Source organism: Allobosea sp. (genome assembly GCF_030694325.1).
In the GTDB taxonomy this organism is placed as follows: Bacteria; Pseudomonadota; Alphaproteobacteria; order Rhizobiales; family Beijerinckiaceae; genus Allobosea.
In genome coordinates this window covers 1-16066 of sequence record NZ_JAUXYO010000339.1, presented here as the reverse complement: position 1 = coordinate 16066, position 16066 = coordinate 1, and the positions used below count along the sequence as shown (strand labels likewise).

18 protein-coding genes are annotated in these 16066 nt (G+C 65.3%); 8 read left to right on the top strand and 10 right to left on the bottom strand.

All coding sequences use genetic code 11. The features are described 5' to 3' along the window. Positions 1–96: 96 nt before the first annotated feature. From Q8M82_RS21885 to Q8M82_RS21855, 7 genes are all read right to left on the bottom strand, one after another. Positions 97–1149 carry an ArsO family NAD(P)H-dependent flavin-containing monooxygenase gene (locus Q8M82_RS21885; RefSeq protein WP_305693409.1) on the bottom strand — a complete coding sequence of 351 codons (1053 nt, stop codon included), beginning with the start codon at positions 1147–1149 and terminating at the stop codon, positions 97–99. 55 nt (positions 1150–1204) lie between these two features. Further along, positions 1205–2509, bottom strand: coding sequence for an arsenic transporter (locus Q8M82_RS21880; protein WP_305693408.1), 1305 nt, complete (start codon positions 2507–2509; stop codon positions 1205–1207). A 72-nt stretch (positions 2510–2581) separates the two neighbouring features. Then, positions 2582–3304, bottom strand: a complete 723-nt coding sequence (arsH, locus tag Q8M82_RS21875; protein ID WP_305693407.1) for an arsenical resistance protein ArsH — start codon at positions 3302–3304, stop codon at positions 2582–2584. Continuing rightward, positions 3301–3714: an arsenate reductase (glutaredoxin) gene (gene arsC / locus Q8M82_RS21870; protein ID WP_305693406.1), complete on the bottom strand. Its 414-nt coding sequence runs from the start codon at positions 3712–3714 to the stop codon at positions 3301–3303. The genes arsH and arsC overlap by 4 nt, the downstream gene beginning before the upstream one ends. Before the next feature lie 106 nt (positions 3715–3820). After that, positions 3821–4168 (bottom strand): ArsR/SmtB family transcription factor, encoded by a 348-nt coding sequence (locus Q8M82_RS21865; protein WP_305693424.1) that lies wholly within the window; start codon positions 4166–4168, stop codon positions 3821–3823. Between the two features lie 77 nt (positions 4169–4245). Next, on the bottom strand, positions 4246–5142 hold the full coding sequence (locus Q8M82_RS21860; RefSeq protein WP_305693405.1) for a metalloregulator ArsR/SmtB family transcription factor: 897 nt from the start codon (positions 5140–5142) through the stop codon (positions 4246–4248). Then, positions 5139–5672, bottom strand: coding sequence for an arsenate reductase ArsC (locus tag Q8M82_RS21855; protein WP_305693404.1), 534 nt, complete (start codon positions 5670–5672; stop codon positions 5139–5141). The genes Q8M82_RS21860 and Q8M82_RS21855 overlap by 4 nt, the downstream gene beginning before the upstream one ends. 133 nt (positions 5673–5805) lie before the next feature. On the opposite strand from Q8M82_RS21855, the gene Q8M82_RS21850 reads away from it, so the two are divergent. Next, positions 5806–6849, top strand: coding sequence for an ArsJ-associated glyceraldehyde-3-phosphate dehydrogenase (locus tag Q8M82_RS21850; protein ID WP_305693403.1), 1044 nt, complete (start codon positions 5806–5808; stop codon positions 6847–6849). A 4-nt stretch (positions 6850–6853) separates the two neighbouring features. After that, positions 6854–8086, top strand: coding sequence for an organoarsenical effux MFS transporter ArsJ (arsJ, locus tag Q8M82_RS21845; protein WP_305693402.1), 1233 nt, complete (start codon positions 6854–6856; stop codon positions 8084–8086). Positions 8087–8274: 188 nt separating this feature from the next. Here arsJ and Q8M82_RS21840 read toward each other — a convergent pair whose 3' ends face one another. Then, positions 8275–8853, bottom strand: coding sequence for a Crp/Fnr family transcriptional regulator (locus tag Q8M82_RS21840; protein ID WP_305693401.1), 579 nt, complete (start codon positions 8851–8853; stop codon positions 8275–8277). Positions 8854–8904: 51 nt separating this feature from the next. Here Q8M82_RS21840 and Q8M82_RS21835 point away from each other — a divergent pair, with 51 nt between their 5' ends. The 6 genes from Q8M82_RS21835 (at position 8905) to Q8M82_RS21810 (ending at position 14292) form a co-directional block, all read left to right on the top strand. Then, the gene (locus tag Q8M82_RS21835) at positions 8905–9486 is read left to right on the top strand and encodes a hypothetical protein (protein WP_305693400.1); all 582 of its coding nucleotides are present in this window, start codon (positions 8905–8907) and stop codon (positions 9484–9486) included. A gap of 122 nt (positions 9487–9608) precedes the next feature. Then, the gene (locus Q8M82_RS21830; RefSeq protein WP_305693399.1) at positions 9609–9935 is read left to right on the top strand and encodes an ArsR/SmtB family transcription factor; all 327 of its coding nucleotides are present in this window, start codon (positions 9609–9611) and stop codon (positions 9933–9935) included. Further along, a complete protein-coding gene (locus tag Q8M82_RS21825; RefSeq protein ID WP_305693398.1) occupies positions 9932–10996 on the top strand; it encodes a permease in 1065 nt (354 codons plus the stop codon). Before Q8M82_RS21830 ends, Q8M82_RS21825 begins: the two co-directional genes overlap by 4 nt. A 16-nt stretch (positions 10997–11012) precedes the next feature. Beyond that, positions 11013–11249 carry a thioredoxin family protein gene (locus tag Q8M82_RS21820; protein WP_305693397.1) on the top strand — a complete coding sequence of 79 codons (237 nt, stop codon included), beginning with the start codon at positions 11013–11015 and terminating at the stop codon, positions 11247–11249. Further along, on the top strand, positions 11249–11656 hold the full coding sequence (locus Q8M82_RS21815; protein WP_305693423.1) for an OsmC family protein: 408 nt from the start codon (positions 11249–11251) through the stop codon (positions 11654–11656). The genes Q8M82_RS21820 and Q8M82_RS21815 overlap by 1 nt, the downstream gene beginning before the upstream one ends. A 104-nt stretch (positions 11657–11760) precedes the next feature. Then, positions 11761–14292 carry a heavy metal translocating P-type ATPase gene (locus Q8M82_RS21810; protein WP_371126438.1) on the top strand — a complete coding sequence of 844 codons (2532 nt, stop codon included), beginning with the start codon at positions 11761–11763 and terminating at the stop codon, positions 14290–14292. Positions 14293–14428: 136 nt separating this feature from the next. Here Q8M82_RS21810 and Q8M82_RS21805 read toward each other — a convergent pair whose 3' ends face one another. Together Q8M82_RS21805 and Q8M82_RS21800 are read right to left on the bottom strand one after the other, a co-directional pair. Beyond that, positions 14429–14815: a c-type cytochrome gene (locus tag Q8M82_RS21805; protein ID WP_305693396.1), complete on the bottom strand. Its 387-nt coding sequence runs from the start codon at positions 14813–14815 to the stop codon at positions 14429–14431. A 28-nt stretch (positions 14816–14843) separates the two neighbouring features. Further along, positions 14844–16066, bottom strand: a 1223-nt coding sequence (locus tag Q8M82_RS21800; protein ID WP_305693395.1) for a molybdopterin molybdotransferase MoeA, incomplete at its 5' end; no start/stop codon positions are given.

Genomic DNA, 16066 nt, shown 5'->3' with positions numbered 1-16066 from the left:
GCCGCGCTTATCCCGTCGCGGCAGGTACGCTGACGAGACTGTGCACCTCCGATGCGGGCTTGCGTGCCGCCGAAGGTCCGCGAGCGCGGAATCGCGTTAGGCCAAGGCGTCAGCGATCTCGACAACCGTCGTCCGGGCGGTCCGCATGACACCGATCAGGGTGGCGGAAGCCGAGCCGGTCCAGTCCCCATAGCCGACGAGCCAGAGCATCGGCTCGTCCACCGATCGTGTGCCGTTCGTCCTGACGCGGCCATCGTCCTGAACCATGTTGAGTGGGGTCAAATGCGAAAGCGCAGGACGAAATCCCGTGCACCAGATCACGGCGTCGACATGGGACCGGCTGCCATCGCGCCAGACCACGCCGTCGTCCACGAACCGAGCGAAGGGCGCGACGGCGTGAAGGACCTCCCTTGCCCGAGCCTCCTTGACGGGTGGCACCATCACGATGTCGCCGAACCCGCCGGTTGGTACATCGATCGAACGGCCTTCCTGCGCGGCCCGCCAACGCTCCGTCGCGCGTTCGAACAGGACGCGCCCGTCGACGTCGTCGGCCAGGAAGGAAGGCGGCGTCGGCGTCACCCATGTGACGTCCGCGACCAGTGACAGCTCGGCCAGGATCTGGGCCCCGGAGTTGCCCCCGCCCACGACCAGAATGCGCTGGCCTGCGAAATCGGCCGGGGTCCGGTACTGCGCCGAATGAATCTGACGCCCCTGGAAGAGATGTTGGTCCGGGTAGGCCGGCCGGAACGGATGTCTCCATGTGCCGGTGGCGCTGATCACGGCGCGCGCCTGCCGCAGCCCCCTGTTGGTCGCAAGCGTGAACCGGCCGTCATCTCGCGCGACGCCTTCCACTTCGACCGGGCGTTCCACGGTCAGGCCATAGCGCTCCTCATATCGGCTGAGATAATCGATGACCGCATCGCGTGTGGGATAGCCGTCCTCGGTCGCCTGCATCGGCCAGCCGGGCAGAGAGCTCCATTGGGCCGGTGAGAAGAGCCGCAGCGAATCCCAGGCATGAAGCCAGGCACCGCCCGCTCTGGGCTCGCCGTCCAGGATGGCGAAGCGGAGACCGGACCTCCGCAGGAAATAGGCACAGGCGAGCCCAGCCTGTCCGCCCCCGATGACGGCAACGTCAAGCACGTCGCTCATGGGTGGTCCTTACCCGTATGGGCGCGGACTTCGTTGCCTCGCGCTCTCGCCGCTATCACGAGATGACCGGCAGCCAGAGCCAGAGCGCCACCAGCGTGACCAGCAGGACGGGCGGCGTGATGACGAGGCCGACCTTCATGTACTGTCCCCAGGTTATCGTCTGGCCCTTACCCGCAAGGACGTGGAGCCAGAGCAGCGTGGCGAGCGAGCCGATGGGCGTGAACTTCGGCCCGAGGTCGTTGCCGATGACGTTGGCGTAGACCATCAGTTCCCGGGTCAGAGGCGCGACATTGGCCCGGTCGATCGCCAGCGCGCCGACCAGCGTTGCGGGCATGTTATTCATCACCGAGGCCAGCACGGCGACGACGAATCCGGTCCCGACCGTGGCAACGAAACTCCCCTTGTCCGCGAGCCCGACCAGAACGCCCGCCGCGATGTCGGTCAGGCCGGCATTTCCGAGGCCATAGACCACGAGATACATCCCGATCGAGAATAGGACGATCTGCCATGGAGCCTCGCGCAGGACCTTCGGCACCGAGACGATGGCGCCATCGCCCCCGTTGAACCAGCGCCCCGCGATGGCGACGAGGACGAGCGCGGCGGCGCCTGTCACGAAGGCGATCGGGATGCCGAGCGGCGCAGTCACGAAATAGGCCACGAGCAGCAAGGCGAGCAGGGGGAAGGCCGCTCGGAAAACGGCCTTGTCCTTGATCGCGGCACCAGGCTCTTCGAGGTCGCCGACCGCATACGAGGCCGGGATGTCTCGGCCATAATAGATCCACAGCACGACGAGCGTGGCCGCAAGCGACACCAGATCGACCGGCACCATCACCGCCGCGTAGCGGGCGAAGGAGACCTGGAAGTAGTTGGCCGTGACGATGTTGACGAGGTTGGAGATCACCAGCGGCAGCGAGGTCGTGTCCGCGACGAAGCCGCAGGCGACGATGAAGGCCATCGCGCCGGCCTGTGGGAAGTTGAGCCGCAGCAGGATCGCCAGCACGATCGGGGTGAGCAGGAGGGCTGCGCCGTCATTGGCGAAAAAGGCGGCGATGACGGCGCCGAGCAGGATGACAAGCGGGAAGAGCCGGCGCCCGTTGCCACCGCCCCAGCGTGCCACATGGAGTGCCGCCCAGGCGAAGAAGCCGGCCTCGTCGAGGATCAGCGAGATCACGATCAGCCCGACGAAGGTAAAGGTCGCATCCCAGACGATGTGCCAGACCGTGCCGAGATCGGCCCAGCCGACGATGCCGGTGAGCATGGCGACTGCGGCGCCGCCAAGCGCCGACCAGCCGATGCCCAGGCCCTTCGGCTGCCAGATGACGAGAACGAGCGTGGCCACGAAGATGGCGAGTGCGAGCATGAAGATTTCCGAGTGGAACTGCGCGGCGAGGCCGACGCCTTGTGAAAGTCTACAGGGCAGGTGCGGTTTGCGTTAGATCGCGCTTTGGTTGACGCGCTTCATCAGCGCCTCGGCGCTTTCGATTCGCTCGGAGTAGCGGTCGGTCAGATAGGATGAGCGTCCGCGCGTGAGATGCGTGAACTTCACCAGCTCCTCACAGACATCGACGATGCGGTCGTAAAGCGGAGACGGCTTCATGCGGCCGGCCTCGTCGAATTCGAGGAAGGCCTTGGGGACCGAGGACTGGTTAGGGATGGTGATCATCCGCATCCAGCGGCCGAGGATGCGCATCTGGTTGACGGCGTTGAAGCTCTGCGACCCGCCGCTGACTTGGATCAGCGCCAGCGTCTTGCCTTGGGTCGGGCGTTTGGCGCCGAGACTCAGAGGAATCCAATCGATCTGCGCCTTCATGATCGCGGTCATGGCGCCGTGGCGTTCGGGGCTGACCCAGACCATGCCCTCGGCCCAGTCGGCGAGATCGCGCAGCTCCTTCACCTTGGGATGATCGGGCTCGGCGCCGTCGGGAAGGGGCAGGTCGCGAGGGTCGAAGGTCCTGACCTCGCAGCCGAACCAGCGCAGCAGCCGGCCGGCCTCTTCAGCCGCGAGACGGGAATAGGAACGCTCGCGGATCGAGCCGTAAAGCACGAGGATGCGGGGTGGGTGATCGGGGCGAGCGCTGCCCGCCAGAGCCTCCGCATCGATGGGCCTCAGCTGGTCGGTTGTGACGTTTGGCAGGCCGATCGGAGCGACGCTCATGCCTTGCCTCCCGCGACGCCGACGACCTCTCCATCCTCCTTGGTGAAGCGCGCGACGGGATGCTCCAGCAGGTCGAGAACCCGCTCCGACGGCCGGCAGAGCCTGACGCCCTTGTCCGTGACGACGATCGGGCGGTTGATCAGGATGGGATGTGCCATCATCGCATCGAGAATGGAGTCGTCGGAAAGGCTGGGGTCGTCGAGGCGCAGTTCAGCATAGGGCGTGCCCTTCTCACGAAGAATGTCGCGGGGCGCGAGCTTCATCGCGGCGAGCAGCGCGACCAAAGTCTCTCGGGTCGGCGGCGTCTTCAGATACTCGATCACCTCCGGCTCCTCACCGGAGCTCCGGATCATCGCCAGCGTGTTGCGCGAGGTTCCGCAGGCTGGGTTGTGGTAGACGGTGATCGTCATGGCGAGCCTTTGAAGTCACGTTGGCGGGCACTCGGGCGGAGGCGGTCGCCATCGGGTTGGAGGGCCAAAACGGGTTGCTCCAAGTCGGGGCAGATCCCAGGGCCAGTCAGTTGCTCGCCGGACTGCATGACGGGCTGGCAAGAGACACAAGACCCTCGCAGATGGCCGCGTCACCGCCGCAGCAGTCCTCGGTGATGAAGCCGAGGAGCTGCCGCATGTCATCGAAGCTTGCGGCGTAGAGAATCCTGCGGCCGTCGCGGCGTGACGCCACAAGCCCCGATCGCTCCAGCGTCGCAAGATGGAAGCTCATACGGGTGGGCGGAATGGCGAGACGCTCTGCGATCTCGCCGGACGGCAACCCCGCTGGACCAGCCTTCACCATCAGGCGAAAAGCGGCCAGGCGATCGACATGGGCTAATGCAGAGAGAGAGGCCACAGCCTGATCATCGTTCATGCAATCGATATTGCAAATATCCTTGTAGGATACAAGCATTTTCTCAGAGCGATCCGAGCTGCTTCCACTTGGACGGCTCAGGCCGCCTGATCGAGCGACTTTTCCGTCGCTCCGTCCATCCGACCGATTGCCGTCAGCATAGGCTGGAGTTCGCTCAGGGACATCTGCTCGAAGGGGAGATTCACGAAGGCGGTGACGCGCGCCGTCAGCTCGCGATAGCTTTGCAGGAAGGCGGCGCGCTTGGCCGCTAACGGTCCGGTTGCCTCAGCCGGATCGTCCAGCCCCCAGTGCACGCGCATGGGAACGCCTGGAAAGGTTGGACATGCCGCATCGGCCGCGTCGTCGCAGACCGTGATCACGAGATCGAGTTCGGCAGCCGCCGCGCCCAGGAATTCGTCCCACGACTTCGAGCGCATCGCCGAGATGTCGTAGCCGAGGTCCTCCATGAGGCTGAGCGCGAGCGGATGCGGCGCTTCCTGAGGGCGACTTCCCGCAGAAAAAGCCTTGATCCGGCCGAGGCCTTCTCTGTTGAGGACGGCCTCGGCCATTATCGAACGCGCCGAGTTGCCGGTGCAGACGACGAGCACTCTCAAGGGATGCTCGCTGACGACGTGATCGCGACGGGCTGGGATGGCCAGAGTATCGCGCGAACATGCTGCCGGTCCCTCCGTGCAACAGGCATCCGACAGGAACGCCAGGAGCGCATCGGCGCGAGGAGCCTGGGCTGCGAAGATGATGTGGCGGCCTTCGCGCCGCGACGCCAGCAGACCGGCCTGCTCCAGCGCGGCGAGATGAGACGATAGCGTATTGTGTGCCACCGCTAGAAGCCGGCCGATATCGCCGGCCGCAAGGCCATGAGGCCGGTACCGCATCAGTAGCCGAAAGATTTCGAGCCGCGTGGGCTGCGCCAACGCACCTAGCAACCCGACCGCGTCGGAGGAATCGAGCCTCAGGGCATCTGGCCGTTGCGTCACGCCGCGTCTTCCCTTTTTCCCAGGTCACTTCGACCCATGTCCTTCCCGATGGCGTCGAGCCGGTGCTGGAGGGCCATGCCCTGTAGCGTAGCCAGCGGTAAGCTCGAGAAGATCGAGATACGGTTGTTGAGCATGCGATAGGCGTCCGCGAAGGCAAGCGCCTTCTGGACGTCCTCGCCCTCGAAGGCGGCGGGATCGGGCAACGTCCAGAGTGCGGTCATTGGGTTTCCGGGCCAGGCGGGAGGGACGGCGTTGGCGGCCGTCTCCGACAGAGTGAACACGAAGTCCAATTCTGGAGAATCCGGCCCGGCGAATTCGTTCCAGCTCTTGGGATGCAGGGCGGTTATATCGTGGTTCAGTGACTGGAGAAGCCGCACCGCGAAGGGGCTGATTTCGGGCCTGGGCTGCGAGCCGGCACTGAAGACGGTGAACTTGTCGCCGGCGAGCCGCCGCATGATGGATTCCGCCATGATCGAGCGAGCGTGGTTGCCCTTGCAGACGAAGAGGACCTTGAGGGGAGCCGTTTCCATGATTCTATCTCGTTATGTCGGTTGATGTCGACATAAATGCTGGACGAGATAAATGTCGGAGTCAACCGACATATTGACATGTTGTCTGCATTCGGTGATGGACGGTTCGGCATCATCGGATGGAGCGGGGATCATGCGGGTCGGCATCAACGGCATGGGGCGCATCGGGCGCCTGGCCCTGAGGGCGGCGCTCGGCGCGGCGGAGCGGCAGGGTGATGATCCGCGCGCCGGCAACCGCCTCGACGTCGTCCACCTCAACGAGATCAAGGGCGGCGCGATGGCGACGGCCCATCTGCTCGAATTCGACAGCATGCAGGGCCGTTGGCGCGCCGACATCGGCCATGTCGGTGAAAACGCGATCCGGATCGCTGATCGACGGATGGGCTTCTCCGCGGAGGCTGCACCGGGCGATATTCCGTGGGGCGATCTTGGCGTCGATGTCGTGCTCGAATGCACCGGCAAGTTCCTGACGCCGGCAGCGATCGAGGGCCATCTGAAGCGCGGCGCCAAGCGCGTCATCGTGGCCGCGCCGGTGAAGGATGCGTCCGTCCTCAACGTTGTCGTCGGCATCAACGAGCATCTCTACGAGCCGTCCAGCCATCCGATCGTCACCGCCGCCTCATGCACCACCAACTGCCTCGCACCCGTGGTGAAGGTGGTGCACGAGAACCTGCGCATCCGGCACGGCCAGATCACCACGATCCACGATCCGACCAATACCAACGTCGTGGTCGATGCTCCGCACAAGGATTTGCGCCGCGCCCGCTCGGCGATGCTCTCCTTGCAGCCGACGACAACCGGCAGCGCCACCGCGATCGCGCTGATCTACCCGGAGCTCAAGGGCAAGCTCGACGGCCATGCCGTGCGCGCGCCGGTGCTCAACGCGTCGCTGACGGACTGCGTCTTCGAACTCGAGCGGCCAACGACCGCCGTCGAGGTCAACGCCCTGTTCGAGGCGGCCGCCAGAGGGCCGCTCGCTGGAATCCTCGGCTTCGAGCCGCGCCCGCTGGTCTCGATCGACTATCAGCGCGACACGCGCTCGGCCATCGTCGACGGGCTCTCGACGCTGGTCACCGACGGCACGATGCTGAAGGTCTATGCCTGGTACGACAACGAGATGGGCTATGCCTGCCGCATGGTCGATCTCGCCTGCCATCTCGAACAGGTCGGGATCTGATCTCGTGACGCAAGGAGCGCGCAACTACGCCATCGTCACCGCCGCCTATTGGGGATTCACCCTGACCGACGGCGCGCTGCGCATGCTCGTGCTGCTGCATTTCTTCCGGCTCGGCTATTCGCCCTTCACGCTTGCCTTCCTGTTCCTGCTCTACGAGGCGGCCGGCATCGCCGCCAACCTGATCGGCGGCTGGCTGGCGGCCCGCTACGGCATCACGCGGATGCTCGCCGTGGGGCTCACGACCCAGATCCTCGGCTTCCTGCTGCTGTCGGGCCTGTCGCCGGACTGGACGGCCACGGCCTCCGTCGCCTGGGTGGTGATGGCGCAGGGCGTCTGCGGCGTCGCCAAAGACCTGACGAAGACGGCCTCGAAATCGGCGATCAAGGTCGCCGAGGCGGCGGCGAAGGCAGAAGATTCCAAAGGCCGGCTGTTCCGGTGGGTCGCCTGGTTCACAGGCTCGAAGAATGCGATGAAAGGCGTCGGCTTCTTCCTCGGCGGGCTGCTGCTCGAGGCGCTCGGCTTCAAGGGCGCGCTCTGGGCGATGGCCGCCATGCTGGCGCTCATTCTGGTGGGCGTGCTGACCGCGTTGCCTGCGATGATGGGCAAGGCCAAGGCCAGCAAGAGCGCGCGCGAGCTGTTCGCCAAGAACCGAAGCGTCAACCTGTTGGCGCTGGCTCGCGTCGCGCTGTTTGGCGCGCGGGACGTCTGGTTCGTCGTGGGTGTTCCGGTGTTCCTCTACGCCTCGGGCTGGACCTTCACGATGGTCGGCACCTTTCTGGCGGTCTGGACGATCGGCTACGGGCTGGTCCAGGCTGCGGCGCCCGCCTTCATCCGGCGCAGCACCGACGGGCTGTCATCGGAGGTTCCGGCCGCGCGGCTCTGGTCGCTGGCGCTCGCCGTCATCCCCTTCGCCATCGCGGGTCTTCTCGCCAACGGTGCCGGGCTGCGGCCGGACCTGATCCTCGTCGCGGGCTTGAGCCTGTTCGGCTTCGCCTTCGCGGTGAACTCTTCGGTCCACTCCTATCTCATCCTGGCCTATGCCGGCTCGGAGAAGTCGGCCGAAGATGTCGGCTTCTACTACGCCGCCAACGCGCTCGGCCGCTTCAGCGGCACTCTCCTGTCGGGCCTACTCTACCAGGCTGGCGGGCTCTATGCGTGTCTGCTTGGATCTGGCCTGATGCTGGTGGCCTGTTTCATCGCGACGCTGGCGCTGCCAACGCTGAAGCAGCCCAGTTAGGCGAGGGTGCGTGCTAATCCCTCGTCGGAGCGCATGGCGAGCGCGGCTTCTCAAAGGAGGCACATCGCATACGGCCGAGCGCGCCAGGCCCCAGAGTGCACGACGCAGTCAGGGTTTATCCTCGATGCCTACGCGCATGACGTCTTCGCCGTGCAGGAGGAGAACCGGCCGACAGAGGGCGCGAAGCCCTAGCTGTCGCCGGCGGGGTCGGCGGCCCGTCGTTCCCTGGCGATCTCGCGGTAGAACGCCTCCACAGTCACACCGATTTCGGTCCCGATCATGTGCCCTTGCCCCCTGGGCGGCAGGGCGCCGTTCCAGGCGATCCAGGCCTTCAGCCGCGCCTTCACCGTCTTCAGCGAGAGTATTTCTGATAGAAGCCGCGCGCGCTGAACTTCATGCGCCAGATAGCTCGCCCAGGCGGAGGCGACCGCGACATCGGTCTCCAGCGCCCGCAACAGGTCCGGCTTGAGTCCCATCCCCGTTCTGACGCATGTCTCGGCACGGGCATCGCAATGGTATCGGGCCGAATACAGCGACGCCTCGGCGAGGACCGCACCGGGCCGCGCGCGCTGCAGGATCAAGGCAGCGCCGTCGTCCTGATGGCGGATAAGGTGCGCCGTGCCTTCGGGCATGATGTGTAGGCCAACCACGCCGTCGCCCCGGTGGAACAGGGCCGCCCCTGGCGAAAACTCGCAGTCATGCAGCGGCAGCCGGGCAAGGATCGCGGCAAGGACAGGAGCGGGCGTGGCGGACATGATCACGATCATGTTCGAGGACGCTGCGGCATGCAAAGTGTCTCTCACACAGGAAAGACCGTCATGATCCGCGCACTTGCTCTCATCGCCTCGCTCGTTCCAGCCGCTGCGTTGGCTCAGTCTCATCCCGGTCATTCCCACGCCGGCCATGCTTCGGCCCCGGCCCAGCAGATGGGTCACCAGCATGGTGCCTCAACCGCTGCGCCGGTTCAGCCGGGACAGGGTGCATTCGCGGCCATTCAGGAGATCGTCGAAATCCTGGAAGGCGATCCGAAGACGGATTGGTCGACGGTCAACATCGAGGCGCTCCGGCAGCATCTGGCGGATATGAGCGCCGTCACGCTTCATTCCATGGTCAAGGCCGAGCCCATTGACGGCGGGGTGATGTTCACAGTGACCGGCACGCCACCAGTTCGGGACGCCATTCGCCGCATGGCGCTCGCTCACGCCGGCACGATGAACAACGCCGCTGGCTGGCAGTTCGCGGCGGCAGAGATCGAAGGTGGGGCGACTATGGCAGTGAAGGTTCCAGCTGCGGACCTCGCCAAGCTGAAGGGTCTGGGCTTCATCGGGGTCATGACACGCGGCATGCACCACCAGGACCACCACCTGATGATCGCCCGCGGCGCCCGTCCCCACCATTGAGCGCCGCCGTACTCCTGATCTGGCGCACGGTGGCTCGTTGCGCATAGGGAGGTGATCTGGACGCCCTTGTAAACAATCGGCTGCTCTATCAAATGCGCCTAAGCGCATAAACGGATGTTTCTATGATCGACCTCTCGACCTTCATGTCTGCCTTGTCGGAACCTACGCGCCTGGGGGCGATGCGCCTGCTGGCCGATGGCCGCGAGCACTGCGTCTGCGAGCTGATGGAGCTCCTGAGCGCCACGCAGTCCCGCATGTCGCGGCATATGGGGGTACTCAAAGCGGCGGGGATCGTGACCGACAGGCGCGACGCGCAGTGGGTGCGCTACCGGCGCCATCCCGACCTAGAGCCAGAGCTCGACGCGATCCTCGACGCCGTTTTGACGGCGATCAAGGCGCGAGAGGCCCTGGCGGGTGCATCAGATGCAAAACGAAAGAACGCAGCATGACCACCAATGTCGCCGTGATGCGCCGGGACAAGCTTCCGGAACCTAGTGCGCTAGCTTGGATCGGCGGTGTCCTGGCCTTCGTCGCCATCTGGTTCCTGGTCTATGGGCAACTCCTCCCATTCTCGGAATGGGCCGTGGCGCGGTCCGGGCTGACGCCGGGAACCCAGGCCTTCGAGGCCGTGAAGTTCTTTCTCTACGACACGCCCAAGGTGCTGATGCTGCTGACCTTGGTCGTGTTCGGCATGGGAATGGTGCGCAGCTTCTTCTCGCCCGAACGAACGCGAGCGCTGCTGGCGGGGCGTCGCGAGGGCGTTGGCAACGTCGCCGCCGCCACGCTCGGGATCTTCACCCCATTCTGCTCGTGCTCGGCCGTACCACTGTTTGTCGGCTTCGTCTCGGCGGGGGTCCCGCTCGGGATCACCTTCTCCTTCCTGATCGCCGCGCCGATGATCAACGAAGTCGCGCTGGGCCTGCTCTTTGCGCTGCTGGGATGGAAGGTGGCGCTCACCTATCTCGCCTTCGGGCTCTGCATCGCCATCCTGTCAGGCTGGGTCATCGGTCGGTTGCGTCTCGAGGGCTGGCTGGAAGAATGGGTGCGGGACGTGCGCTTGGGCGAGGTCGATCTGCCGCTCGACCGGCAGACGATAGTCGACAGGATTAAGGCCGGAACAGAGGCCGTCCGCGAGATCGTCGGCAAGGTCTGGCTCTGGATCATCGCCGGCATCGCGGCCGGCGCCTTCATCCACGGCTACGTGCCGGCCGAGCTTCTCGCGACCATTATGGGCAGGGATGCCTGGTGGTCGGTACCCGCAGCCGTCCTGCTCGGCGTGCCGATGTATTCCAACGCCGCTGGCATCATCCCCGTCGTTGAGGCGCTGCTCGGCAAGGGCGCGGCGCTTGGGACGGTGCTGGCCTTCATGATGAGCGTGATCGCGCTCTCGCTGCCCGAAATGATCATTCTGCGGAAGGTGCTCAGCCTGAAGCTGATCGCCGTCTTCGTCGCCGTCGTCGCCACCGGCATCCTCGCTGTGGGTTTTCTTTTCAACCTCCTCTTCACCTGACCGAAGGCTCAACACCATGAAGCAAGTCAAAGTGCTCGGCCCAGGCTGCAAGCGCTGCCAGGCGACCGAAGAGATGGTGACGGCCGAGGCCGCCCGCCTCGGTGTGGCCGTCTCCGTCGAGAAGGTTACCGACTACGCCGCGATCGCCGGCTACGGCATCATGTCGACGCCGGGCATCGTGATCGACGGCAAGGTCGTCCATGCCGGCGGTCTGCCGAAGACCGAGGATGTCGCCAAATGGCTGGCGGCATGATGCTGGACTACCGAGTCGAGGCGCGACGCGTGGATGCGCATGGCGGCGTGGCGACGACGAAGCAGGCCGAGATCGTGCTCGACACCGATCTGGCCGGACGACCGGACGCGTTCAACCCGGCGGAACTGTTGCTGGCTTCTGTCGCGGCGTGCATGCTCAAGGGCATCGAGAGGGTGACGCCGATGATCCAGTTCGAGCTGCGCGGCGTCGAGGTGAAGCTGCGCGGCGTCCGCCAGGATAGCCCGCCGAAGATGGTCAGCATCGATTACGAGCTCATCGTCGATACCGACGAAAGCGACCAGCGCCTCGAGCTGCTGCACAAGAACATCCGCAAATACGGGACGATCTCCAATACGGTCGCGGAAGTCGTGCGGCTGCAGGGTCTGATCCGCAGATCGACGACGTAGCTGACTGAAGAAGGGTTCCGGACGGCCCAGGCTGTCTGGACCGGGCATGCTGGCGCCTTCGTCCCAAGCCCGGTTCCGGACGGCCCAGGCTGTCTGGACCGGGCATGCTGGCGCCTTCGTCCCAAGCCGGGAAAGATACCAACGATTTGACCCCATCCATTTTCGAACGGCTTCGACTGGAACTGCCGGTCCTTCTTCCCGAACTGCCCGACGAGAAGGATGCCTGCGTCGGCCGCCTCATCGAGGAACTGGCAGGCCGGCAGGGCGTGTTCGACGTCCATGTCATCCCGATGTCCGGCGACGATCCGGCCAAGCTCTGTCTCCATTATGATCCCGACGCCTTGAGCGTCAGCCGCATCCGGGAGATCGCTGAGGCGGCTGGCGCGCGCTTGACGAAGCGCTTTGGTCATCTGCTCCTGCAGACCGACGGGGTGCGTTATGCGACACGGGCCCGCACCGTTTCGATGCATCTGCAGCGACTGCCCGGTGTCATCGAGGCTGTCGCCACGGTCGGAGGGCCAGTCCGCGTCGAGTTCGACCGTGAACTGACCACCGAGATCGTTATCCGCCAGTCCTTGGCGGACCAGGGCCTCGTGGTTGCTGAGCCTTCGTCACCCGACGCGAAGCCGGTCTCTGGCGATGACCATGGGCATGGCCACGAAAATGACCACGACCACGATCATGGCGGGCCCTTCGGCGAGAACAGCGAGCTGATCTTCGCCATCGCCTGCGGCGTGCTGCTAGCGGCTGGCTTCACCCTCTCTTTCCTGTCCGGTCTGCCCGCCTGGCTGCCGCTTGCCTTCTATGTCTTCGCCTATGCGACAGGCGGCTATTTTCCGCTTCGGGAGGCGATAGAAACTCTGCGCGCCGGGCGCTTCGAAATTGACATCCTGATGCTGGTTGCGGCGGCTGGCGCCGCCGCGCTCGATCAATGGGCGGAAGGCGCGCTGCTGCTGTTCCTGTTCAGCATCGGCCATGCGCTCGAACATTATGCGATGGGGCGGGCACGGCGGGCCATCTCAGCCCTGGCGGACCTCGCCCCGCCCACGGCCGAGGTTCGCCGCGACGGGACCGTGCGCGAAGTCCCGGTCTCCGATCTCGTGGTGGGCGAGACCATCATCATCCGGCCCAACACGCGCATTCCCGCGGACGGTTTCGTGACCTGGGGGGCCAGCAGCGTCGACCAGTCCGCAGTCACCGGAGAGAGCGTCCCGGTCGACAAGCAACCGGTAGACGATATCGCGCGGGCGAGCCTCAACCCGCAAGCGATCCGGTCCGACGGCATCGTCTTCGCCGGCACGATCAACGGCTATGGCGCGCTGGATGTTAAGGTCACGCGGCTGGCTGCCGACAGCACTCTGGCCCGCCTCGTCCGCATGGTCGCTGAAGCCGAGACCCAGAAATCCCCGACGCAGCGGTTTACCGACAGGTTCGAGCGGATCTTCGTTCCGGTCGTCCTGCTCGGCGTGGGCTTGCTTCTCTTGGCCTGGCTGGTGATCGATGAGCCCTTTGCCGCTAGCTTCTATCGCGCCATGGCGGTGTTGGTGGCGGCAAGCCCCTGTGCGCTCGCGATCTCGACACCGAGCGCGGTTCTCTCTGGGATAGCCAGAGCGGCGCGCGGCGGCGTCCTGGTGAAGGGCGGCGGGCCCTTGGAGAGCCTCGGCAGACTTTCCGCGATCGCCTTCGACAAGACCGGTACTCTCACCGAGGGCAAACCCCGACTGACCGATGTGATCCCCATAGCGGAGGGGGGCGAGGTCGAACTGCTGACCGTGGCTATTGCGGTCGAGGATCTGAGCGATCATCCCCTGGCTGCAGCGGTGGTCAGAGATGGGCGCCTACGCCTGGCGACCGAGGTGCTTACCGCGAAGGCCAAAGGTATGCGCAGCATCACCGGGCGCGGCCTGGCGGCCCAACTTGAAGGCGATCCCGTTTTCGTCGGCAAGGCTGCCCTGTTTAACGAGATCGACGGCCCCCGGCTGCCGCCGGATCTCCAGGCCCAGATCACAGCGCTCGAACAACAGGGCCGTACCACCATGGTGGTGCGGCGGGCGGACCGCTACCTCGGCGTGCTCGGGCTGATGGATACGCCGCGCGCGAATGCGGCAGAGGTGATCACGCGGCTGCGGACGCTCGGCATCTCGCGGATGATCATGCTCTCCGGGGACAACAAGCAGGTCGCCGATGCGGTCGCCAGGCAGGTCGGTCTCGACGAGGCCCGGGGCGACCTCATGCCGGACGGCAAGGTGGAGCTGATCAAGCAGCTTCGCTCACAGCAGGACGTCGCGATGGTGGGCGACGGCGTCAACGACGCGCCAGCCATGGCCCATGCCTCGGTCGGCATCGCCATGGGCGCGGCCGGCTCCGACGTCGCGCTGGAGACGGCCGACGTCGCGCTGATGGGCGATGAACTCAGCCGCTTGCCCTTCGTCATCGGGCTCAGCCGGCAAGCGAGCCGGACGATCAAGCAGAATCTGTGGATCAGCCTCGGAATGGTCGCCGTTCTGGTCCCGGCGACGCTGTTCGGCCTGCAACTCGGCGCCGCCGTCGTCTTTCACGAGGGCTCGACGCTCCTTGTCGTGGCGAATGCTCTGCGCCTTCTGGCTTACCGGGAACCCGGTCCGTCGTCGCCATAAAGAATCTACGGCGGTTTGCCGATCAGCGCCTCGCGCCGTCCAATGGCTGTGATCGATGCTTCAGGGCAAAAGAGACTTGACCCATGCGGAGCGCGAACAGGGCCTGATCATTGCTCTCCCTCGACGGTCGAGGGGGTCAAGACCCCTTTTTTCCGTCCTTGCCGTACTGCTTGAGGAAGACCGTCAGATCGGCGATCTCCTTCTCGTTCTTGATGCCGGCGAAGACCATTTTCGTGCCCGGGATTTTGGCCCTGGGATCCTTGATGTAATCAGCGAAGACGGCCTCGTCCCAGGTGATGCCGGAGTTCTTGTTAGCGGCCGAGTAGCTGTAACCGTCGACCGCACCGGAGTGGCGCCCGAACAAGCCGTTGAGCTGCGGGCCGACGCCGTTCTTGGCGGTCTCCCCGACTTGGTGGCAAGCGCGGCACTTGTTCCAGGATCGCTCTCCGGCCGAGATGTCCTGCGCGATGGTGCCTGTAGAAGACAAGGCAAGGAAGGCAAGCGTAGGCCAGACATTTCTCATGTTGCTCGGTGCTCCTGATGGAGGGGGATCAGACGACGAAGCCGTCACGGAAGGGATGGAAGAGAACCGTGTCGCCTGGTTGGACGCCGGCGTTCTCCGCCATGATCTCGGCCAGCCCGTCTGCCTGCACGAGTGGCCTCAGTCGGGCTGAACCGCCCCGTCCGAGAATCTCGACGCCGCCATCGTCCACCAGCCGCGCCGGGACGAATTCGGCTCGCCCGGGCCGCCGATCGAAATGCGACCGGCTCGTCATGGGGCAACCCAACCGCTGTCTTGAGTGCCGCCCCTCGAGAGCGCTCACCATGGCGTGGCCGAGAATCAGCCAAGAGACGAGGCTCGAGACCGGGTTTCCGGGAAGGCCGAGATATGCAGCTGCGCCGATCGAGCCAACGACAGCCGGCTTCCCAGGCTTCAGCGCGATCTTCAGCGTCTCTCCCTGGCCTCCCGCTTGTCGAAGCGCGGCCAGGGCGTGGTCCTCTTCGCCGACGGAGGCACCACCACTTGTGATCACAAGGTGGGCGTCAGCAGCGAGATGCTTCATCCGGGCCGCTAGAAGCCCGGCGTCGTCGGGGACCCAGCCTCCGTCGATCGCCACCAATCCCGCTTGCGCGATGAGCGCGAGCAGCATCGGCCTGTTGGAATCATAGATCGCGGCCGCCTCAAGACCCAAGCCCGGCTGCCGGAGTTCGTCCCCCGTGGAGATCACCGCAACGCGGGGGCGGATGCGGACGTCGACGCGCTCGACGCCTTGGGCGGCGAGCAGAGCGATGTGGCGCGCGTCGAGCCGATCCCCGACCTCCAACAGCGGCTCCAGCGGCTCGATGTCCTCGCCGCGGTGCCGGATATTGTCTCCAGCCCGGATGGGCCGGCGCAAGATGATCGCGCTTCCCTCGCGCTCGACGTGCTCTTGCATGATGACGGCATCGGCGCCGTCAGGGAGTGGTGCGCCCGTGAAGAGACGTGACGTCTCGCCCTGACCCAACTTCCTTCCGACCGAGCCCGCCGCGATCCGGTCGACGACGTCCAACCGCGAGCCGGGCGGTATCCCATCGCCGGCATTAAGCGCGTATCCATCCATGGCCGATTGGGTGAAGGGTGGCATAGCGAGCCTGGCCACGATGGGTTCGGCCAAGGTGCGGCCCGCTGCATCCAAGACCATGACCGCTTCGCTCGCATGCAGGCGCCGGACATACATGATCGCGCGAGCGCACGCCTGCGGGATCGTCAGCAAGATCTTGTCGGCGTCGATGC